Source organism: Paenibacillus sp. J22R160 (assembly GCF_059692135.1).
Genome location: NZ_JCAUAU010000005.1, coordinates 267,441 through 288,771, shown reverse-complemented (window position 1 = coordinate 288,771; position 21,331 = coordinate 267,441). Strand labels below are relative to the sequence as shown.

The 21,331-nt window shown below is 44.3% G+C and carries 16 protein-coding genes and 2 pseudogenes; all 18 read left to right on the top strand.

Annotation, left to right across the window (positions count from 1 at the left end):
- The first annotated feature begins 49 nt into the window (after positions 1 to 49).
- The 18 genes and pseudogenes from AC58UW_RS15010 to AC58UW_RS14925 all read left to right on the top strand — a co-directional run bounded on the left by AC58UW_RS15010 (position 50) and on the right by AC58UW_RS14925 (position 21,306).
- Positions 50 to 1,600: an ABC transporter substrate-binding protein gene (locus AC58UW_RS15010; protein ID WP_497421441.1), complete on the top strand. Its 1,551-nt coding sequence runs from the start codon at positions 50 to 52 to the stop codon at positions 1,598 to 1,600.
- 36 nt (positions 1,601 to 1,636) lie between these two features.
- Complete coding sequence (locus tag AC58UW_RS15005; protein ID WP_497421440.1) at positions 1,637 to 2,545, top strand: phytanoyl-CoA dioxygenase family protein; 909 nt, start codon at positions 1,637 to 1,639, stop codon at positions 2,543 to 2,545.
- 95 nt (positions 2,546 to 2,640) lie between these two features.
- Positions 2,641 to 5,685 (top strand): glycoside hydrolase family 2 TIM barrel-domain containing protein, encoded by a 3,045-nt coding sequence (locus tag AC58UW_RS15000; protein WP_497421439.1) that lies wholly within the window; start codon positions 2,641 to 2,643, stop codon positions 5,683 to 5,685.
- A gap of 91 nt (positions 5,686 to 5,776) precedes the next feature.
- Positions 5,777 to 6,166: pseudogene (locus tag AC58UW_RS14995) on the top strand (sigma-70 family RNA polymerase sigma factor); the annotation flags it as partial.
- Positions 6,160 to 6,778, top strand: a pseudogene (locus AC58UW_RS14990) (ABC transporter ATP-binding protein). The pseudogenes AC58UW_RS14995 and AC58UW_RS14990, both read left to right, overlap by 7 nt.
- 181 nt (positions 6,779 to 6,959) lie before the next feature.
- Positions 6,960 to 7,523: a helix-turn-helix domain-containing protein gene (locus AC58UW_RS14985; RefSeq protein ID WP_497421438.1), complete on the top strand. Its 564-nt coding sequence runs from the start codon at positions 6,960 to 6,962 to the stop codon at positions 7,521 to 7,523.
- 271 nt (positions 7,524 to 7,794) lie between these two features.
- On the top strand, positions 7,795 to 9,132 hold the full coding sequence (locus AC58UW_RS14980; RefSeq protein ID WP_497421437.1) for an ABC transporter substrate-binding protein: 1,338 nt from the start codon (positions 7,795 to 7,797) through the stop codon (positions 9,130 to 9,132).
- A gap of 39 nt (positions 9,133 to 9,171) precedes the next feature.
- Complete coding sequence (locus tag AC58UW_RS14975; protein ID WP_497421436.1) at positions 9,172 to 10,107, top strand: carbohydrate ABC transporter permease; 936 nt, start codon at positions 9,172 to 9,174, stop codon at positions 10,105 to 10,107.
- Positions 10,108 to 10,109: 2 nt separating this feature from the next.
- A complete protein-coding gene (locus tag AC58UW_RS14970; RefSeq protein WP_497421435.1) occupies positions 10,110 to 10,940 on the top strand; it encodes a carbohydrate ABC transporter permease in 831 nt (276 codons plus the stop codon).
- A 15-nt stretch (positions 10,941 to 10,955) separates the two neighbouring features.
- Entirely contained in the window at positions 10,956 to 12,044 is a 1,089-nt protein-coding gene (locus AC58UW_RS14965; RefSeq protein WP_497421434.1) for a Gfo/Idh/MocA family protein, read from the top strand.
- 81 nt (positions 12,045 to 12,125) lie between these two features.
- Positions 12,126 to 12,488 carry a cupin domain-containing protein gene (locus tag AC58UW_RS14960; RefSeq protein ID WP_497421433.1) on the top strand — a complete coding sequence of 121 codons (363 nt, stop codon included), beginning with the start codon at positions 12,126 to 12,128 and terminating at the stop codon, positions 12,486 to 12,488.
- A gap of 22 nt (positions 12,489 to 12,510) precedes the next feature.
- Entirely contained in the window at positions 12,511 to 13,740 is a 1,230-nt protein-coding gene (locus AC58UW_RS14955) for a Tm-1-like ATP-binding domain-containing protein (RefSeq protein WP_497421432.1), read from the top strand.
- 37 nt (positions 13,741 to 13,777) lie between these two features.
- Entirely contained in the window at positions 13,778 to 14,608 is an 831-nt protein-coding gene (locus AC58UW_RS14950) for a phosphoenolpyruvate hydrolase family protein (protein WP_497421431.1), read from the top strand.
- Between the two features lie 73 nt (positions 14,609 to 14,681).
- A complete protein-coding gene (locus tag AC58UW_RS14945) occupies positions 14,682 to 14,957 on the top strand; it encodes a hypothetical protein (protein WP_497421430.1) in 276 nt (91 codons plus the stop codon).
- 29 nt (positions 14,958 to 14,986) lie between these two features.
- On the top strand, positions 14,987 to 16,066 hold the full coding sequence (locus tag AC58UW_RS14940) for a glycoside hydrolase family 172 protein (RefSeq protein WP_497421429.1): 1,080 nt from the start codon (positions 14,987 to 14,989) through the stop codon (positions 16,064 to 16,066).
- A gap of 370 nt (positions 16,067 to 16,436) precedes the next feature.
- Positions 16,437 to 18,716 (top strand): AraC family transcriptional regulator, encoded by a 2,280-nt coding sequence (locus AC58UW_RS14935; RefSeq protein WP_497421428.1) that lies wholly within the window; start codon positions 16,437 to 16,439, stop codon positions 18,714 to 18,716.
- Positions 18,717 to 18,874: 158 nt separating this feature from the next.
- Positions 18,875 to 20,395, top strand: coding sequence for an extracellular solute-binding protein (locus AC58UW_RS14930; protein ID WP_497421427.1), 1,521 nt, complete (start codon positions 18,875 to 18,877; stop codon positions 20,393 to 20,395).
- Positions 20,395 to 21,306, top strand: coding sequence for an ABC transporter permease (locus tag AC58UW_RS14925; RefSeq protein ID WP_497421426.1), 912 nt, complete (start codon positions 20,395 to 20,397; stop codon positions 21,304 to 21,306). The genes AC58UW_RS14930 and AC58UW_RS14925 overlap by 1 nt, the downstream gene beginning before the upstream one ends.
- Positions 21,307 to 21,331: the final 25 nt, after the last annotated feature.

Here is a 21,331-nt window from a genome sequence, read left to right as displayed (position 1 = left end):
AGTTATACGCTGGTTAGTATATAGTAGATATATACTTAGGAGGTCAAGTATGAAAAACACTAATAAAACAGTTCAACTATCCATGGCAACCTTTCTTTCCTTATCCGTTGTAATGACGGGCTGCAGTACCAAAAAGGAAGAGGTGATCGCAAGTACAACACCCGTCGCTAGTACGAAAGTAGAGACAGTCACCCCGTCCAACAAACCTGAGCTGGCACCGTATACGATCAAGATGGTCGTACCTGGATCAGGTGCACCTAAAGATCTAGCGCAGGTGAATCAAGAAGTTAGTAAATACTTGAAGGATAAGATTAATGCCTCCTTTGAATTATCCGTGATCGATTGGGGAAGCTGGCAGGATAAGGTTAACTTAAAGTTTGCATCAAGTGAGCCATTTGACTTATTACAAACCATGAACTGGGATAACTTTGGCACGAAAATTCAACAAGGTAACATTATTGATTTGACGGCACTCATTGACAAAAATGCACCGAATCTCAAAAAAATAATTAATCCAGTCTTGTTGGATGGATCTAAGGTGAATGGCAAACAGTATGGTTTACCCATTAATAAAGAGGTAGCTAGTCAAGCAGGGGTTATGCTGCGCAAAGATTTGGTTGATAAATACCAAATCGACATTACAAAAATCAAAAAAGTGGAAGATCTAGAGCCGATTTATCAGATGATTAAAGATAAAGAACCTGGTGTGACTCCCCTATATTTGAATAAAGATACAAGTATCGATTGGGTACTGAATCCGTTGAATTATGAGGATTTAGGCGACAGCAGTCCTGGTTCGGTTGTGAGAGGAGCCAAAGATTACAAAGTTGTTAATGCATTTGAAACCCAAAAAGCAAAAGATCAAATGGATTTAGCCCGCAAGTGGTATTTGGCAGGTTACGTCAATAAAGATGCTGCAACTATTGGGGATACGACAGGGGCTTTAAAGGCTGGAAAGGCATTCTCGTATGTCCAACAGCTTAAGCCTGGTAAAGATGCTGAGGATAGTTTGGCTTCCGGTATTCAATGGGTACAAGTAGAATTAACCAAGCCGATCGTTAGAACTTCCGATACGACGGGATCCATGACATCGATCTCCAGAACTTCAAAGGATCCAGATCGCGCGATGATGTTCCTGAATTTACTTTATACAGACAAATATTTAGTTAATTTGCTCGCTTTCGGAATCGAAGGAAAGCACTTTGTTAAAAAGAGCGAAAATATTATTGACTTCCCTGCTGGCTTAGACGGTACAACATCAGGTTATGTTTTGAATGGCGCTTGGATGTTCGGTAACCAATTTAATGATTATCTGTGGGCAAATGAAAACCCCAAAAAGTGGGATAATTTCAAAAAGTTCAATGAATCTGCCGAAACAGCAAGTGTACTCGGATTTATTTTTAACCCAGAACCTGTGAAAAATGAGATTGCCGCCTTTAATAATGCGAAAAAAGAGTTCGAACCTGGTTTATTCTCAGGTACCGTTGATCCCAAAGAATATTTACCTAAATATATCAGTAAATTAAAAGCAATTGGTGTGGATAAAATTATTGCCGAAAAACAAAAGCAACTTGACGAGTGGGTTAAAACGAAGAAGTAAGACCTAAACAAGCCGTATAGTTCGAGGTGAGCTCATATGTTTGAGAAAGTATTAAGTTCCGATCAAATCGAACAATTTAAGGAGCTTGGATGGGTGAAGGTAAGTGGAGCCTTCCCGCGAGAAATTGCGCTAGCTTGTCAACAGTTCCTATGGGGAAAGCTTCGCGAGAGAGGGGTTCATCAAGAAGATCCTTCAACTTGGGATAAACCCATTATTTATATCCAGGAAGCGTATCGAAGTCCTGATTTTGACCAATGCAATACGCAACGAATGGCGGATGCGATTGAGGACTTGATTGGACCTGGTCGTTGGAAAGATCGCGGTGTGTATGGAATGGATGAGGTTCAATCGACGTGGGGCTGGTGGCCGGTCAATTTTGCACTCGGGGCTGACAGAGAGTGGGATGTTCCTACAGATGGCTGGCATTGGGATGGCAGTCATTTCCGGCATTATGTCGATAGTCCCGAGCAAGGACTCCTATGTCTATGTATTTTTTCCGAAATAGGTCCTCGTGGTGGCGGCACGTTAGTGCTGGAAGGCTCACATAAGCTAGTAGCTCGGTTTCTATCAGGGCATCCTGAGGGGATGGAATCGCAAGCAGCGATTGATAGCTTAAATAAGCAACACCCGTACTTGTCGGAGCTGACAGGGCTAACGAAATCACCGGACGAAAGCACGGGGAAAAGATTTGAAAAATTTATGAACACGTTGCATACGGATGCTGATGGGATAGAATTGCGGGTTGTTGAGACTACAGCATCCGCAGGGGATATCATTCTTTGTCACCCCTTTCTTTACCACACAGCATCTCAGAACCACAGTGGAATTCCGCGCTTCATGTGCAATAAGACAACACCGTTGAAAGAGCGTATGAATCTGACTCGAAGTCAGGAAGTCGATTATTCGCCTTTAGAAATGAGTATTCGGAATTCATTGGGTCTTTGAATCCAATAGGTAAGTGAATAACAGGCTGCTGTGGTCATCGGCAGTCTGTTTATTTATATCGTGCAACCCAATATTGCAAAGAAGGAGATATGCGAATGATTCCAGTACATAAATTTTGGGAAGATCCAAAGGTGTTAGAAGAAAATAGGGAGCCTGCAAGGGCATCTTATATTCCTCATGATGAAAGCAACGGAGATCAGCTTACTCGTAGAGGCAGCTCATCTTACTATCAGACATTGAACGGCCTGTGGAAATTTCAGTATAAGGAAAGTGTGCATCAAGTCATCGACGAGTTTTATCAATCAGATGTTGACACACAGTCTTGGGATAGCTTGCTAGTACCATCCTGCTGGCAAACAAATGGCTACGATCACATGCATTATACCAACGTCAACTATCCCATTCCATGTGATCCTCCTTACGTGCCTAATACGAATCCTGCAGGTCTATATATCAGGGATTTTCAACTATCTAATCGATGGTCAGAGAAAGATAAGTATATTGTTTTTGAAGGCGTCAATTCGTGTTTTTATTTATGGGTAAATGGTGAATATGTTGGCTACAGTCAAGGGAGTCGTATGCCAGCAGAATTTCACATTACACCGTATATGAAACAAGGCGGGAATCGGATAGCGGTTATGGTTTTAAAATGGTGTGACGGTACTTATCTGGAAGATCAGGATTCGTGGAGATATTCCGGGATTTTCCGGGATGTTTATTTACTAGCTAGAAATCAGACTTACCTTCGAGATGTATATATTCAGCAGGAACTTGACTCGGCATATACATTTGCGGATTTGAACATTACGTTGGCGTCAACGGGCGAACTTGAGGTAAAGGCTGAGTTGCGAGACAGATACAATCAAGTGGTTGATTCCTCGGACTATATGATCGGATCGAGCCAGGGAATCTGTCAGGGAACCTTTCAACTCCGAGTTGAAAATCCTTATCTTTGGAATGCGGAACAACCTCACCTCTATCAACTCATTCTGAAAGCTGGAAATGAAATTTTACGATTCCAAGTCGGCTTTCGGAGCATTGCTATTAACGATGGTGTTTTCCAGATAAACGGAGTTGCTGTGAAGCTAAAAGGCGTCAATCGGCATGATTCGCATCCCAAGCTTGGACAAACCATCCCATTCGAACATATGAAACAAGATTTGCTTCTTATGAAAAAGCATAATATAAATACGGTTCGTACCGCGCATTATCCAAATGATCCAAGGTTTTTGGATCTATGTGATGAGCTTGGATTTTATGTCATAGATGAAGCCGACCTGGAATGCCATGGCATTGGAATGGCTGGTAATTGGGAGAACGGCGCAATACATAAGCTATCTGAGAATGTAACGTGGAGAGATGCTTTCGTGGAACGCGCCATACGAATGGTGGAACGGGATAAGAATCATCCCTCAATCATTATTTGGTCTATGGGAAATGAGTCAGGCTATGGCTCCAATCATATCGCAATGGCCGAATGGACGAAAAGGCGCGATCCCTCCAGACTGGTTCATTATGAAGGAGCTGCCCCTGATAATAAAGGCAGTAATCATATCGAATGCTTAGATATAGAAAGTCGTATGTATACGTCGGTAAATTATCTTGAGGAGTATGGCAGGAATCCCTTGAATGAGAAGCCTTTATTTTTATGTGAATACAGCCATGCCATGGGAAATAGTTCAGGAGATTTACATGATTATTGGGAAGCTATTAACAAGTATCCCAATTTAATGGGAGGGTGTGTCTGGGAATGGTGCGATCATGGCATTGCAACAACCTCCATGGAGGGTATTCCTCATTATGCATACGGTGGAGATTTTGGCGATCTGCCGAATGACGGCAACTTCTGCTTGGATGGTCTTGTTAGTCCAGATCGCCAGCCCCATACCGGGTTGCTCGAACTTAAACAAGTTATAGCGCCTGTTAGAGCGAAAGAGATCAATTTGACAACAGGGATATTTAGTATCTTCAATCACTATGACTTTATCGATTTGTCGCATGTTTCACTGCATTGGAAAACGGAGAGCCACGGTGAAATCCTTGAACAAGGCATGGAAATGGATCTTCATGTACCTGCAAAAGGGAAATCCGAGTTGCACATTCCTTATCAACTTCCTCCTTCTTCGCAGCACGAGATTGTCTTAACGTTATCATTCCGTCAAAAGTATGAAACAGGTTGGGCTGAGCTAGGGCACGAGATCAGCTTTGAGCAGTTCATTTTACCAATACAAACAGAAGTTTTTGTACATGAACATCGCAATGAAAACGAAGCATTACATGTTAGAGAGAGTCGATCTAAACTGCGAATAGAAGGCTTGGATTTTATTCATACCTTTGACATGGAGGCAGGAATCTTCATCGGATTGTCTAAGAATGGGGTTGAGTTACTGAGTAGTCCTGCTGTCTTCACTGTTTGGCGCGCACCGACAGACAACGATATGTATATAAAAAAATTGTGGATGGAGGAAGGCTTCGATCGAACGACGATGAAGGTTTATGACTGTGAATGGCAAAGACGCACGGGCGCGAAGATCGAAATTTGCGTGAATTTCTCCTTAGGTGGATACATTCGATATCCTATTTTGCATGGACGTGCGGTATGGACAATTTCTGGCTCAGGTAAAATATCGCTTGCGGCAGATATTCGTTTGCGCGAAGGGCTTCCGTTTTTGCCTCGTTTCGGACTGCAGATGACGATGCCGGAAGGCTCAGAAGAAGTTGAATATGTTGGATTCGGCCCGCATGAAAGCTATCAGGATAAGCGGCAATGCGTGAGGAAGGGCAAGTATAGAACCTCTGTTGATGGGATGTTTGAGGATTACATTAAGCCTCAGGAGAATGGTTCCCGATATGGAACAGAATGGTCAACTGTCACGAACTTACTTGGAATGGGACTGCGATTTGAGGCTGAGCGTCCATTCTCTTTCAACGCTTCTCACTTCGCTCCGAATGATTTGACGAAGACTTCACACAATTACAAGCTTTCCAAACGTAAAGAGACGATAATCCATCTAGATTACCGAATGAGTGGAGTGGGCTCGGGTTCATGTGGACCGCACTTGTTGGAACAGTATCAGTTAAATGAAAATAAGTTTGAATTTAAAGTGGATATTATTCCTGTTTTTAAAGAAGATGAATAAACTTTGTTTGAAATAATACAAGGGCACCTAGCAAAACTAGAAAGAGCTACCATTCGGCAACTCTTTCTTTTGTTTTTGAGGGAGTGTAAAGTTGCTTCGTGTTCACAACCTCAAAAAATTCGATAATACCGGAGAAGATCTCGAGGATTTGATCTCGATCGGAACGATCGGCTTGATCAAAGCAATCGAGTCGTTCTCACCGAATAAGGGCACGAAGCTTGCGACTTTTGCAGCTCGTTGTATTGAGAACGAAATACTTATGCATCTTCGCTCGCTGAAGAAAACACGCAAGGATGTGTCCTTGCATGATCCCATCGGAACGGACAAAGAGGGGAATGAAATCACGTTGATCGACATCCTCGGTACGGAAGCCGACGATGTCGTAGATAAGGTTCAATTGAAGATAGAGAAAAGCAAAATATATCGGAATTTAGAGATTTTGGATGACCGCGAGAAGGAAGTCGTCGTCGGACGATTCGGACGGTTCGTGCGTTGGATGATGTTTCGTTAGAGATCGATCACGGCGAGTTCGTGGCGATTATGGGTCCGTCGGGTTCTGGTAAATCGACGCTGATGAACATTTTGGGCTGCTTAGATGTTGCGGATCGTGGGGACTATGTGCTGGACGGTAAGGCCATTAATCGGATGAAGGATTCACAGTTGGCTGAGATCCGGAATTGGATAATCGGGTTCGTCTTTCAGAGCTTTAACAAAGTTAAATGCGTATGAAAATGTGGAGCTTCCGCTCATCTATCGGGGCATGAGTAACAAGGAGCGGAAGCCGCTTGTCATGAAAGCGCTGGAAGCGGTAGATATCTTGGACCGCAGGCGGCATCTGCCGTCTGAGCTTTCCGGCGGGCAGCAGCAGCGTGTTGCGATAGCTCGGACGTTGGCGGGCGATCCAGCGATTATCCTGGCGGATGAGCCTACCGGTGCGCTGGATTCGAAGACGAGTGCGGAGATTTTGGGGATTTTTAAGCGGCTGAATGAGCAGGGCAGGACGATTGTGTTGATTACGCATGACTTAGCGATTGCGCAGCAGGCGAAGCGGGTTGTGTATTTTTGGGATGGGAAGTTGAGCGAGGTTGGGTAAATGAAGGCCGGGACTCCGATGGGGTGCCGGTTTTTTGTTCTCCTTTATTGGAAGCATAAGATTTCCAAAGTGGCGAACTTATTGGTTAAGTGACAACATTCCATACATTATTCTTGACTTATTCCACTCCGTGTAGTTAGTATAAACATAGTTGAAACAAATTAAATTAGGAGATTAAACTATGATGGATTTGGGAAATAAAATCAAAAAACTGCGGACAGAACAAAACAGGAACCTGCTGGATATAGCCAACGCATGCGGATTTTCCAAAAGCTTGTTATCCAAAATAGAAAATGGGAAAACGGTTCCTCCTATTTCAACTTTAATTAAAATTGCGGATGCCCTCGGTACGAAAGTGTCTATTTTATTGGATGATCAGCAGCGTACAGGAACCATTCATACGACGAAGGAAATGAGCCACTCCAAAATGGTTAAAACGGATAAAGGTTACTCGTTTTTCACTTTTGCTGTTGAGCGAGGCGAGAAGCTGATGCAGCCCTTTCTTTTTATCTCACGCAAGGAAGAGCATGATAGTAAGAATGTTTACAGCCATAATGGAGAAGAGTTTATATATTTACTGGAAGGCGAGATGAGGTACAAAGTAGGTAGTATGGAGTATACGTTGAAACCTGGCGACAGCCTCTATTTTGATTCTATTGAGAAGCATACTTTAATCCCAGTTACCGAAGAGGTGAAATATGTGGCCGTGTTTACTCAGTCGAAGTCAAATACCGCTTCAAATTAATAAGCCGATAAATAATTTAGGGTAAAACAGATGAGATGTTTTACCTTTTTTTGTTATAAATTTTTGATAGTTTTAGATGTTGACTATTTGAAATTAATTTTAGAAAGTAGTTGCAAAATAAAGAGGATAATTATAAAATGAATTTATTCAACAATGTTGAATTTAAAGAAATGTTATTTATTATAGTTAAATAATATTGAAGGGAGGGCAACAAGCACAAAGTGCTTGTAAACGGATTCTCGGAGTTAAACCAAATGAAGGGGTGATTTCGTTGAAACGGATTTCTATGTCTCTATTCTTAATTTTCCTTCTAGTTGCCATTATGGGTTGCAGCGCCACAGCGCCCGGAGCTAGTAAGGCTACCGGTGTGGCTCCAGCAGACGGTCCAAAGGAGGATAGTTCAGCCAACCAATCCAGCAACTCCAATTCTCCAGTTACTTTGAAGTTAGGCGGCATCGAATATCAGTATACCAAAGCCGTGATCGAAGCTTTTGAGAAGGAAAACCCTTACATAAAGATAGAGTTCAATCCAGGTAACAATGATTTTGAGGATGGTTCAATCCAAGCTTTGCTTCGTTCTGGCAGCGGCCCAGATGTCATGGTTGCCAGCTCGGGTCCCGGACGCGTCGGTCAGCTGTCAGCTGCGGGGTTAATTCTTTCAATCGATGATACACTGAAAAAATATAATATCGAGAGCCGTTACCAAAAGTGGGTAATCGATCAAACACGGATCCAAGGGAACGGAAAAATATTCGAGCTAGTTGAAGGCGTAGATGTGTTTTCCGTCTATTACAACAAGGAAATATTTAATAAATACGGTTTGAAACCGCCTAAAAGCTGGGATGAATTTTTAAGCATATGTGAAAAACTGAAGAGTTCTAACGTTACTCCGATAGCAGCAGGATTCCGTAAAGGAATTGGCGGAGGATGGATGCTCGGCAACTTAGTCGAAGCGGCAGCTGGCAAAGATCAGATGACGGAAGTTATTTATGGAAAAGGGAAATTTGATCAGAAAGATATCATTCTCGGCGGAGAAATGCTGAAGCAGCTTGTAGACTCCAAATATTTGGACGGCAAGGAAGCGAGCGCTATCGATCAAGCGCAAGCTCAAGCCGCTTTCCTGAATGGGCAGGCTGCAATGACGATATCCTCACAGGGCTTTATAGCCGTTGAAAGAAAAAAGGGAACAGACGTAAGCAAATTTGATTCGTTCCTGCTGCCTTCGCGTGAATCAACTCGTCCATCGCGCCCCAGCGCCGGACTCGCACACAGCTGGATTGTAAACGCTACCACTAAAAAGATGCCTGCTGTGGAAAAATGGCTGAATTGGGTATCGAGTGAACAATATTTATCCATTTCAGTAGCTAATGGAGGATCTTTAGTTCCAGTAATTGAAGCGTCTAGCAAGGTAAAAAATGATCCCGCCATTGAGGCAGCCACAGCATTGCTGAAAAACGGCGCAGGTTACAATCCAAGTGTATATTTGCCTGCTAAAGCGAAAGATGCATGGTATGCGGCTGCAGAGGGTATTGTCACGGGAGCTGTCGCTCCTGCAGATGCTATGAAAGCGGTAGAAGTAGAATTAGCCAAAACGAAACAGGCAAAGTAACCCCTAGCATACTTCATTGAGAAGGGAGATAGAGCATGAATGCCTGCAACTATTGAAACTAAATGGAGAAATGCAACCGGCATTAAGAAGATACGAACAAGTAGAAAGCTTCTTGAATACGGATGGGCTCTCCTTTTTTCTTTGCCAGCCCTTTGTTTCTTTGTCGCCATCATCCTGATACCGCTGTGTATATCCGTTCAACTCAGTTTGTATGATTGGGACGGCATGATGCCTACTATGGATTTCGTCGGATTTTCCAATTATAAGGGATTGTGGTTGGAGCCGAGGTTTCTCATGTCCTTGGTCCGTACGATGGTCTGGTGGCTGCTGCATGTTGCATTCGCTGTTGGCGGAGGACTCATAACTGCATTATTAATAGCCCAAGTCAGGTGGGGCCAAAGCTTGTTCCGCACATTAAACTTTTTACCACATGTCTTATCACTTTCCGTGGTTGGGATCATCTGGGCGCAACTGTATCATCCGAAAATCGGATTTATCAACATGACACTGAAGGATTTGGGGTTAAGCTTTTTAACGAGGACGTGGTTAGGCGATACAACGCTTGCTCTGCCCGCCATCAGTATTGCAAGTTCCTGGCAAGCGTACGGTTTTTATATGGTTATTTTTTTGGCAGGCTTGCAGAACATTGACCCTCAATTGTATGAAGCAGCAGTTGTTGACGGAGCGAAACATTGGCAGCGATTTCGCTATATTACATTACCCTCTTTGCGCAATACGATGACCCTGGTGCTGAGTCTTGCCTTCATCGGCTCGCTCAAAGGCTTTGGGACGGTTTGGGCAATGACCGGAGGGGGGCCGAGTAACTCAACAGAACTGGTGGCCGTGTATGTATGGCGTGATGCTTTTCAGAGCTCGGAAATAGGTAAGGCTTCGGCTGCCGCATTGACTCTTGGCTTTGTCGTTATCGTGTTAACGGTACTGTTTAACCAGTGGCGCGACCGGAAAGGAGAGTAGCAATGCTTGGGAATCCGACAAAAAGTTATTCGTATACGGTCGTTATTGTTTTGTTCGTGCTTACCTTGGTTACGATTTTGCCCTTCCTCTGGGTTATGGCGAGCGCTTTCAAGAGTGACCCCGAAATATTTGGGAGTGCCTCTATCCTGCCGCAACAATGGCATTGGGAAAATTTCTATTCAGCTTGGACAGATGGGAAATTTGGAAACTATTTCTGGAACAGTCTTACTGTTGCCTTAGGGGTCACAGTGCTGATTGCGGCAATTGCATGTCCAGCTGGGTACGCTTTTGCCAAAATGAGGTTGCGAAAGCATCCGTATGCCTTTTACATGATTCTCTTCGGTATGACGATGCCTGCTCAAGCGGTCATTATTCCGCTGTTTTACCAGTTGAAAAGCTATGGATTGATCGATCATTTAGCCGGTTTGATTATTGCTGAAGTAGGCTTAGAAGTACCGTTTGCGATTTATTTGATGCGTAATTTCTTTCGCGATTTGCCGGACGAATTGATAGAGGCTGCTGTAATTGATGGTGCAGGGACATGGGGGGTATTTCGACGCATCATGTTGCCTCTTTCTAAACCTGGTATACTAGCACTTTCAGTGTTCAGCTTTCTTGGATCTTGGAACGAATTTTTGTTATCCCTGCTTGTATTGGTCAGTAACGAAAAAAGAACGATCCCATTAGGTCTCATGCGATTTCAAAATCTGCATACATCCGATTACGGAGTTGCTTTTGCGGGTGTGGTGTTAGCGTTTATTCCTTCCATATTTATTTACGTATTGCTTCAAAAATCTTTTGTTCGTGGAATTGCAAGCGGATCTTTAAAATAGACAGGAGGAATAACATTGGATAACGAAAAAGTGAAATATAATTTTGAGTACGAAAAGAAACTGAAAATTTGTTTTATTGGTGCTGGCGGACATTCCTATCGCAACATTTATCCAACCTTTCAATATGCACCGGTAGACTTGGCAGCAATTTGCGACAGGGATAGTGAACGGGCAGCGGCTTATGCTCGCCAGTTTGGAGCTAAAGCCCATTATACCGACCACAGGGTCATGCTGGAGAGGGAAAAACCGGATGCGGTATTTATTGTAACCGCTTACCACCCCGATGGAAGGGTCCAGGCAACGGACATTGCACTTGATGCGCTAAAAGCAGGTGTACACGTGTGGATGGAGAAACCAACGGCTGCAAGTACATGGGAAGTACAGCAGCTAATAGCTGAGAGCACACGAAGTAACCGATTTGTTATGACCGGGTTAAAAAAATTGTTTTTCCCGGCAATTGCAAAGGCAAAAGAAATCATCAGCTCGCCGGAGTTCGGCCGTCCTTCCTCTTTGTACATCCGGTATCCTCAGAGTATGCCTGCACTTGCTGACCGTGCTGATCTGAGAAATATTACGAGTCTGCTTGATCACATTTTCCATCCTGGAGCAATCATCCATCATTTGATGGGGAAAATCGGAAAGATGAGCTATGAACGGGAGCCTTATAATGGAGGGACGGTAACCAACTTCCGCTTTCTGTCCGGCGCGGTTGGAACACTGCATATGACAGCAGGAATTTCCGGAAGCAGTCCACTAGAGAGGCTCGAGGTTATTGGAGAAGGGACAAATGTAGTGGTAGAAAATGGAGTGAAATTAACCTATTACCGCAAGGCAAACCGCCCTGCTTACGGAAGATCAGCTTCATTTCTCGTAGAGAATGAGGTCGCACCGCTGTATTGGGAACCGGAATTCTCGCTAGGACAGCTATATAATAAAAATATTTTTTATTTGGGATATGTTCCGGAGATCTTGCATTTTTGTGATAGTATTCTTGCCGGCCAACCTCCGCAAAAAGGGACTTTGGAAGAGGCGCTTGAGATTACAAAGCTTTTCGAAGCTTACCGCAATACGCCTGAAGGCACTGTTACTATAATTAATGAGTAAGGCAGCTATTAATAACCGGACTTTACAAAAGGACTATGTGCTTTATTGCAGCCAGTCGAATTTGAAAAGGAGAATGCACAAATGGCTACCATCATGGATTTAAGAAATCATGAACCCAGTCGTTTATTGATTGAAGAATGGGGAAGAATTCAATGGCTCTGCGGGCAAGAGATCGATCCCGATAGTGAGATGACCTTCGGCATGGTTTATATCCATGCAGGAAAGTCCAATCCGAGACATGTTCATCCTAATTGTGAGGAAATTATCTTTGTGCTATCGGGTGAATGCGACCATACACTGGGAGACGAAACCTTTCATCTTGAAGCGGGTATGATGCTGCGTATTCCACGCAATGTTCCTCATAACGCAACTACAACTAGTTGGGAACCATGCAGAATGATTATTACCTATTCGTCTTCCGACAGACAGACGATTGGGGAATAAAAAGTCTAAAGGAGCTGGATGTATGGGGAAAAAAGCTGTATTGATCGGATCTTTGGACACAAAAGGACAGGAGTATCGGTTTTTAAGGGATACGCTGGAAGCGTGTGGAGTGGAAACATACGTTATAGATACCGGAGTGTTAAGAGAGCCGTTGTTCCATCCAGATGTATCAGCTGATGAAGTAGCCAGAGCGGGCGGCTCCAGTATTGAAGAATTGCGTAAACAGAATGATCGCGGAACCGCTATTGCCGTTATGACGCGCGGCGTGGCGGATATCATCACTGGGTTGGAGAAGTGCGGGATAGTGGGCGGCGTGATCGGTATGGGAGGAACAGCCGGTACGACGGTTGCAGCATCGGCTTTGCAGTCGTTGCCAATCGGTGTCCCGAAGCTATTGGTCTCTACCGTCGCTTCAGGAAACACAAGACCTTATGTCGGCGTTAAGGACATCATGATGATATACTCCGTTGTCGATATAGCAGGCATCAATAAGTTATCCCGGCGTATTTTGAGTAACGCCGCTTATGCATTGGCAGGGATGATCCGGCAGCAGAATCTGGAACAGGAGGTGCCGGATGATAAAGTAACGCTAGGCATCACGATGTTCGGTGTGACGACTCCTTGCGCTACCCGTGTACGGGAGAAGCTAGAGCAAGAAGGCTATGATATGCTGGTATTCCATGCCACTGGAACAGGCGGTTTGGCAATGGAGGAGCTTATCAAAGCCGGTTACATCAAGGGAGTCGCCGACATCACGACAACAGAACTGGCCGATGAGCTGGTCGGTGGCATTTTTTCTGCAGGGCCTAACCGTCTGGAGGCGGCAGGATTAGCGGGGATTCCGCAGGTCGTTTCTGTAGGTGCACTTGACATGGTTAATTTCGGTCTCCCCGAGACCGTTCCTGCAGTATTTAAGGACCGGACCTTTTATCAGCATAATCCTACAACCACATTAATGAGAACGACCGTTTCGGAGAACCGCGAGTTAGGACGCATTTTAGCCTCTAAGCTGAATGAGGGCAGTGCACCTGCAATTGTGGTGTTTCCGAAAGCCGGAATTTCCTTGCTGGACATGGAATCCAAGCCGTTTGACGGTAAGGAAGAGCGGCAAGCATTATATGACGGAATTAAACAGCACCTTAGAGCGGATATCGTGATGATAGAGATGGAGCAGGATATTAATGACACAGAAGTTGCTGATGTGATTGCTGACAATTTACTTAGTTTAATGAAAAGTGTTCATAAGGTGTAGCAGAAATCCAAGGGAAAGGGAGGGTGGCAAACTAACAATGGCAATACCAAGACAGGAAATACTCAAACGGTTGCGTTCGCAAGTGGAACATGGCCGTCTTATTGTAGGCGCCGGGGCGGGAACAGGCTTATCAGCAAAATGCGCTGAAGAAGGCGGCGTTGATATGATCATTATTTATAATTCCGGGAAATACCGGATGGCAGGCCGGGGTTCGTTAGCTGGATTGATGCCGTATGGAGATGCAAATCAAATTGTAGTTGAAATGGGGAGCGAGGTGCTTCCGATTGTTCGCGATACTCCGGTATTAGCTGGGGTATGCGGAACGGATCCATTCCGGGTGATGGATGTATATTTAAAGCAGTTAAAAGAGACGGGGTTTTCCGGAGTGCAGAATTTCCCTACAGTCGGGCTTATCGATGGTACTTTCAGACAAAATTTAGAAGAGACTGGAATGGGATATGAATTAGAGGTTGAGATGATCCGTAAAGCTCACGAGCAAGATTTGTTTACTACACCATATGTATTTAATGAAGAGGATGCTATTGCCATGGCGAAGGCCGGAGCGGACGTACTCGTAGCTCACGTTGGTCTGACCACAAAAGGCAGCATCGGTGCGAGGACAGCAATGACACTTGATGCTTCGGTTGACCTCGTCCAGCGCATCAATGACGCCGGTAAAAGCGTTAATTCGGAAATTATGGTTATCTGCCACGGCGGCCCGATCTCTGAACCGGAGGATGTCGATTATGTGCTCAGACGGACCAAAGGAATTGCCGGATTTTTCGGGGCATCCAGTGTGGAGCGGTTGCCGACAGAAATTGCAATTACCGAACAGGTGAGAAGATTTAAGGGCTTAAACCGGTCCTAGAGTGATTTGCAATCCGAGAGCAATAAAGTTTGTATGATGAGGTTGACCATATGTCTGGTTAACCTCATTTTGTATGAGCCTCTACTGGCTTCATTTTGGAAGGCTGCTGAGTATTGAGCAGGATATGTCACTTCCCGATTTGGAAACAAAAGAGTATGGCTTGAAAGAATGCAAATTCGCAGCAAGCTGCCCTTATGTTAAAGAAGTATGCCGTAACACTGTTCCTGAATTGATCCCCATCAATCCAGAGCACTCGGTTCTATGTTTGAAACACAATGATTACAAAACGGGCATTCCGAAGCCACTGAACAGGAGCGGCTTCGACTCCAATAATCAAATAACTGTTTAACAGATTTTACAAAAGAAGGGATGAGGCATATGCCAGGATTTGATGGATTAGGAATGGGGCTAGGGAATTTATCAAGATTATCTAAAGCTAAAACACGCTCCATTAGTGCTGAAAACTTTACCGGAGAAAAAGGGAAAGGCGGAATGGCCACAGAGGGAACAGGGGCCGCATGCGCGGTCGATTTGGGTCAAGGATGGAAAATTTCCCCTTCAGTCGTTATCTCAGGGAACTCGGTCTTTACAATGGCGGATATTGCAGGTCCTGGAGTCATCCAACATATATGGTTGACTTGCAATCCGAAGGTGTGGCGGTACTTTATTTTGAATTTTTATTGGGATAACGAGGATGAGCCTTCGGTTAGAGTACCTGTCGGGGACTTTTTCTGTAACGGCTGGTGTGAACGAAGCAATGTCAATTCAGTTCCGATAGCGGTAAATCCGGCAGGAGGATTTAACAGCTACTGGGAGATGCCTTTTCGTGGATCTGCAAAAATTACGATCGAAAATATTTCGGACGAGGATGCCGTACTTTATTATCAAATTGATTATGCTTTAACAGATGTCCCGGATGATGCGGCCTATTTCCATGCACAGTACCGACGTAGTAGCCCTCTTGTATACAAGGATGTGCATACCATTTTAGATGGTGTAAAAGGGCAAGGACATTACGTAGGTACTTATTTGGCATGGCAGGTGAACAACAACAAATGGTTCGGTGAAGGGGAAATTAAGTTTTACATGGATGGGGATAAAGAATTCCCGACGATATGCGGTACAGGAACGGAGGATTACTTTGGAGGGGCATGGAACTGGGATCAGGATGGACAATATGTCACGTATTCCACTGCATTCTTAGGTATGCATCAAGTTATTAAACCTGATGGCTTATATAGGGCGAATCAAAGGTTTGGGATGTATCGTTGGCACATAATGGATCCGATTCGCTTCGAAGAGGATTTGCGTGTAACGATTCAAGCATTAGGATGGCGCTCAGGGAGAAGGTATCTTCCGTTAAAAGACGATATCGCTTCCGTTGCATATTGGTATCAGTCGGAGCCGCATCAATCCAATCCGGAACTGCCGTGCAAGGATGATTTGGAAGTTATATAATCGTCAGCTATAGGAATGAAAAATCTAGCCTTAGTCCAATGTTTCAATGGATTAAGGTTTTTCATTTTTAGAAATCTGGATACAGAAACGTTGAAAGGAGATCAACATCGGTAGGTGAATCTAGTTGCCAACGCTCAAACGTCCGGGAAACCGATATTTACCAAAAAGAAACTATTCATGGGATCGGCATGGTATGAAAGATAATGCAGTGTACACAATCGGCTGCCGTCATGTTGTTTGAATGAACAAGACGTTCATTTCCACGAGTATTTCATTTACCCTTAACAAAAACTTCAAACCAGTGCAAGAGGAGATCGCTTTCCAAGAAAAGAAATTTAACTGTTAAATCATTTTCAGGAGATTGAAGCAAATGAAAGTACGATCTGAGCGGTTTAATATATCTATTTTTAAAATGTTGTTAATTTCTTATTTAATTACCATTTTGGTTCCTACGTTATGGATCAGCTATACATCCTATCAATCCTATTCAGACGAGCTCTATGAACAGAAGGATTATGCATATAAAGAAGATTTGCAATATGTGAACCGTCAAATAGAACTTCTTGTTGACAGCATCAACGCTTTTTCCATGCAACTTTCCTTATCGAGTGAGCTTAATGACGCTATCAGAAGCACGGAGAACTCGATTTATCGGTATTCCATGGTGAAAAATTATTTGAACACCCAAGTGTCCGCGAACAATTTATTTTATTCGGCTTATTTGTATATGCAGCTTAGTGATATCGTATTGACGACTACGGAAGGAATGTTCAGGCGTTCTGAATTTTATGATAAGGCGCTGTTGGATAATATTCTCAAGGGAAAGAGCAATTTGGCGGGTTATCAGCTGCGTCCCCTGCAGGAATCAGCAAGCAAGCAGGTAGAGGTGTTCACCTTCGCGCGGGACATCCCTATGCTTAATTCCTATTCGCTAGGCCAAGTCATTCTTAACGTTAAGAGTGATCGATTGATGAGTGCCTTGCAATCCGAGCAGCCGCTTAAAGATGCTGTGCTTATTTTCGATTCGAATCATAATGTGGTTTATCAGAATTTGGGAATAGGCAGCACGGACACGAATTCGTTCAAGAAGCTTCTGGAACAAACCGATGATACGGAACAATCGAGCCGCATAAACGTGACGGAAATCGCTGGGCGTCGCTATATGACGCAATGGAAAACCTTAAGCGGAATTAACTGGACGCTCGTCCGCTTGGAGCCCTATACAGTCTACACGGAGAAGCTGCAAAGCAAGCTGATTAGTATAGCTAAGGTTGAAATGTTCGTGCTTCTTACTGGGATTGTTCTGTCCTATGTATTAACTGTATGGATGTACAGTCCTTGGCGGAAAATGATCGCCCGGTTATCGGGATACTTGAAAGAACAGCAGGATATTCAGAAGGTTGGGAGCGCATGGTTGCAAGAAGCTGTTGATGACCTGATTCGTGAGAACCACACGGTTCGCGCTACCATTCAGCATTACGAACCGATCATTCAGGATAGACTTGTATATGATCTCTTGTATGGCAATTATTCGCCAGAGACAGATATGGAAGCAAAGTTCCGGAGCGTCGGTTTCCCCTTTACCCGCTCGCATTTCATCGTCATGGTTGCATCAGGGGAATTTAAGGAATGGAAGAATACCGACGATTATGATCGCAACCTGCTTACATTAAGTTATTTGACTAATCGGCTTGGCCAAGAATTCCCTACCCTTGGTACCGTGTTAGAATCATTGGACTTTGGCTTTATCATGAATTTCCAAGAGCCATCTCTTAACGATCAAATGAGAAACAAACTATTGGAGATATGTCGGAATATTAATGAATGGGTTCAAGCTGAGCTCGAGATTACGATGCAATTCTCTGTAGGAGGCGTATGCGACTCTATAGATGGCATAAGTGTCTCTTTCGACCAGGCAAAACGTGTTTTGCGGTATAAATCGGGTATTAATCACAACGGTGCGGTCTTTTACGATGAACTCCCCCAAGAGACAGAATTCGTCTTTCCTTTGGCCATCCAAAAGCAGTTAGAATACAGCATAGACCATCACCGTAGGGATCTTGCGCTGCAAACGATTGAGGGCCTGTTTGAGCATTATATTCTCAATAATAAGTATCCGGGTGAATCGCTCCATGAAATGATCGTGCAATTGCTGCTTAGCGCCAAGAATAAATTAATCGAGGATGGGATTAAACTCAAGTCCGTTCGCCATATCAAAGTGTCGGCAGTGTTTGCTTGTCCCAATACGAAGAAGCTGCATCAATACATCGAACAATTCATCCATGACATATTTGATGCTTTGGATTCCGAGCAAAACAGCAAGGCGATGCATTCCTATATCGTTGAAGCGTTGGCCTATATGGAAGAACAATATGAAAATAATATCTCCATCTCCGACATTGCCGCCAAACTAGGCATCAGCAACAGCTATCTCAGTCGGTTCTTCAAAGCGGAGACCGGAAAATCGCCGCTAGAATATTTGACTGAGTACCGTCTCGAAAAAAGTAAGGAGATGCTCACGGACCCAAAATTGACGCTTAAAGACATCAGCGAACGGATTGGCTACAACGATGTTAACAGCTTCATCCGCCATTTCAAAAAAAATGAGGGGATTACCCCTGGCGTTTACAGGCAGGATCGAATGGGATAATTTTGATGTTCATCTGAAAGATTTGATATGACCTGAATGTTAGTTCGCTATTTACAGTCGAGGATCAAAAAGTGCCGATTTCCTTCATAGCCGTCGTTTTTTATAGTTAGGGGGTAAGTGAACATACAAGGGCTTGAAGAAATGGAGTTGGGTATACAATGAAAATGAAAAAGGCAGTGCCCCTTATGCTGTTGGTAAGTATGACGCTTACTGCAGGATGCTCGAGTACTTCCGACAGCACAAAACAGCAGGAGAATGTAAGTCAAGCTCCTGTCATTTATCAAATTTACCGTCAGTTCAGCGCGCCTGAATTTCCTGAAGACGGTGGCCCCGGTAAGAAGATGATTCAAGAATCCATGGCAAAGGCAGACATTACCGGTGTGGATTATAAAGTAGAGATGACTGCGGGCGCCGAGTACAACACGAAGCTGAACCTAAAGGCTTCAGCCGGCGAACTCCCCGACATGTTCCAGCCGGAGTATAAGGACTTCCTACGGATGGCCGAAGAAGGCTTATTGTTGCCATTGGATGACTACTTGGCCAAATCTCCTAATATCATGAAGCTGATTGATAAATCAAAGCTTGGTTACGTGACCGTCAACGGGAAAATTTATGCAATTCCTACCGGGACCCGCCCGGAACCATTTAACCACGAAAGCCGCCAAGGTTATATTTTCCGGCAAGATTGGCTGGACAAACTGGGCTTAAAACTGCCCGTTACGTTGGATGACTACTATAAAGTGATGAAGGCATTCGTGAATGACGATCCGGACGGCAATGGCAAGAAGGATACGTTTGCATATGCGGCGGAAAAGGGACATGAGTTCGATGGGATCTTCGGAGCTTACGGCATCAATCCGGCCCTTTGGCATGAGCGCAATGGCGTAATCAAGAAGGGTATGGTGCTGCCGGAAGCCAAGGAAGCGTTATTGACGTTGCAAAAGTGGTATAAGGAAGGATTGATCGATCCGCAGTTTTTGGTCACGGAAATCAAGCAACGGAACGAAAATATCATTAATTCCAAATATGGCATGATCCAATTCTCCCCTCTCGAGCTAGATCCGAATTCTGCGGTGTTAAGCGCGCTTTTAAAAGCTAATCCCAAAGCTAAATTCGGCTGGACTTTAGGACCAACGGGGCCAAACGGCAAGAAAGGATTTCCTGAGGCAAGCCCGTTGAACTCCATTCGTGCTGTATCAGCCAAGGTAAAGGACCCTGCGAGATTGTTCAAGATGCTGGATTGGATTCAAAACGATGAAGGTGGCTTCAATATGATCCACTATGGAATCGAAGGCACCGACTATACATATGACAAGACCAAAAACTTGATCGTCCAAAAATCTACCTTACCGGATTTATATACAAAAGGATTTTCGAATCCGATTCGCTTCTTGAACGATATCGATGTGCGCTGGGCTAACGATGACGCCAAGGAAAACCTTGCAAAGCTAACCGGTACGCATATCAAAAACGAGTTGTGGAATAAGGTGCCAGCGGAGACGGATTACCCGGATCTGGAATCGAAGCTTTGGAGGGAATACGCTACGAAGATTATTACCGGTGAATATACGATCGACAAATGGGATGAGTTCGTCTCGAAATATTACAAGCAAGGCGGCGAGCTGATTGAGAAGCAGGCTAACGAAGAGTGGAAAAAGCTAAAGGTAGCGAAAAAATAATGAGCGTGAGAACCGTCTCGAAAAGCAAATGGAAGATTACATTTCATACCTATAAATATTATTATCTGCTTTTAACGCCAGGACTTTTGTATCTGCTCCTTTATAAGTATTGGCCGATGGTCGGGATCGTGATGGCTTTTCAGGATTTTAAGGTTTCTAAAGGCATGTTCGGCAGCGACTGGGTTGGGCTGAAGTGGTTTTCCATGCTGTTCAGCTATCCTGACTTTTGGACCGCTTTCAACAATACTCTGATCATTAGCATTTATAAATTAATTTTTAATTTCCCGGCTCCGGTCCTGTTGGCGCTTATGATTAATGAAGTAGTCAGCAGCAAGCTGAAACGGATCGTCCAAACCATTGTATACTTTCCTCATTTTCTTTCATGGGTCGTGCTCGGGGGTATTATGTTCGCCTTGTTCACGCCCCAGGCCGGGTTGCTTTCTTTCCTGGGATTGGAACAGTCCCCACTGATGAGCGAGAATACGTTCCGCTCTACCCTTGTGTTCTCTCAGATGTGGAAAGAAACCGGGTGGGGGACAATTATCTACTTGGCGGCCATGGCCGGCATTAATCCAGAGCTGTACGAGGCTGCGCAGATCGACGGAGCTAATCGGATTCAATTGGCTGCGCGCATTACTCTGCCCGCCCTGGTCAGCACAATGGTTATCCTGTTAATCCTTCGAACTGGTCATATTCTACATGCCGGTTTCGACCAGGTATTTATCCTATATAATCCGTTGGTTTATAACGTAGGAGATATTCTAGACACATATGTGTACCGCGTCGGACTATCATCCGGCAGATACGCACTCGCAACCGCAGCGGGGTTGTTTCAATCGGTGATAGGGTTGATTCTAATCCTAGTTACGAATGGGCTGGCTAAGCGAATGGGCGGAAAAGGGCTGTGGTAGCGGCCGATCAGGAGGTAATTTAACC

What these genes read in the sequence shown, in the direction of transcription:
- AC58UW_RS15005 (WP_497421440.1), top strand. Translation starts at nt 1,637, where the DNA reads ATGTTTGAGAAAGTATTAAGTTCCGATCAAATCGAACAATTTAAGGAG.
- AC58UW_RS14930 (WP_497421427.1), top strand. Translation starts at nt 18,875, where the DNA reads ATGAAAATGAAAAAGGCAGTGCCCCTTATGCTGTTGGTAAGTATGACG.
- AC58UW_RS14985 (WP_497421438.1), top strand. Translation starts at nt 6,960, where the DNA reads ATGATGGATTTGGGAAATAAAATCAAAAAACTGCGGACAGAACAAAAC.
- AC58UW_RS14960 (WP_497421433.1), top strand. Translation starts at nt 12,126, where the DNA reads ATGGCTACCATCATGGATTTAAGAAATCATGAACCCAGTCGTTTATTG.
- AC58UW_RS14940 (WP_497421429.1), top strand. Translation starts at nt 14,987, where the DNA reads ATGCCAGGATTTGATGGATTAGGAATGGGGCTAGGGAATTTATCAAGA.
- AC58UW_RS14925 (WP_497421426.1), top strand. Translation starts at nt 20,395, where the DNA reads ATGAGCGTGAGAACCGTCTCGAAAAGCAAATGGAAGATTACATTTCAT.
- AC58UW_RS14975 (WP_497421436.1), top strand. Translation starts at nt 9,172, where the DNA reads ATGCCTGCAACTATTGAAACTAAATGGAGAAATGCAACCGGCATTAAG.
- AC58UW_RS14935 (WP_497421428.1), top strand. Translation starts at nt 16,437, where the DNA reads ATGAAAGTACGATCTGAGCGGTTTAATATATCTATTTTTAAAATGTTG.
- AC58UW_RS15000 (WP_497421439.1), top strand. Translation starts at nt 2,641, where the DNA reads ATGATTCCAGTACATAAATTTTGGGAAGATCCAAAGGTGTTAGAAGAA.
- AC58UW_RS14950 (WP_497421431.1), top strand. Translation starts at nt 13,778, where the DNA reads ATGGCAATACCAAGACAGGAAATACTCAAACGGTTGCGTTCGCAAGTG.
- AC58UW_RS14945 (WP_497421430.1), top strand. Translation starts at nt 14,682, where the DNA reads ATGAGCCTCTACTGGCTTCATTTTGGAAGGCTGCTGAGTATTGAGCAG.
- AC58UW_RS14955 (WP_497421432.1), top strand. Translation starts at nt 12,511, where the DNA reads ATGGGGAAAAAAGCTGTATTGATCGGATCTTTGGACACAAAAGGACAG.
- AC58UW_RS14970 (WP_497421435.1), top strand. Translation starts at nt 10,110, where the DNA reads ATGCTTGGGAATCCGACAAAAAGTTATTCGTATACGGTCGTTATTGTT.
- AC58UW_RS15010 (WP_497421441.1), top strand. Translation starts at nt 50, where the DNA reads ATGAAAAACACTAATAAAACAGTTCAACTATCCATGGCAACCTTTCTT.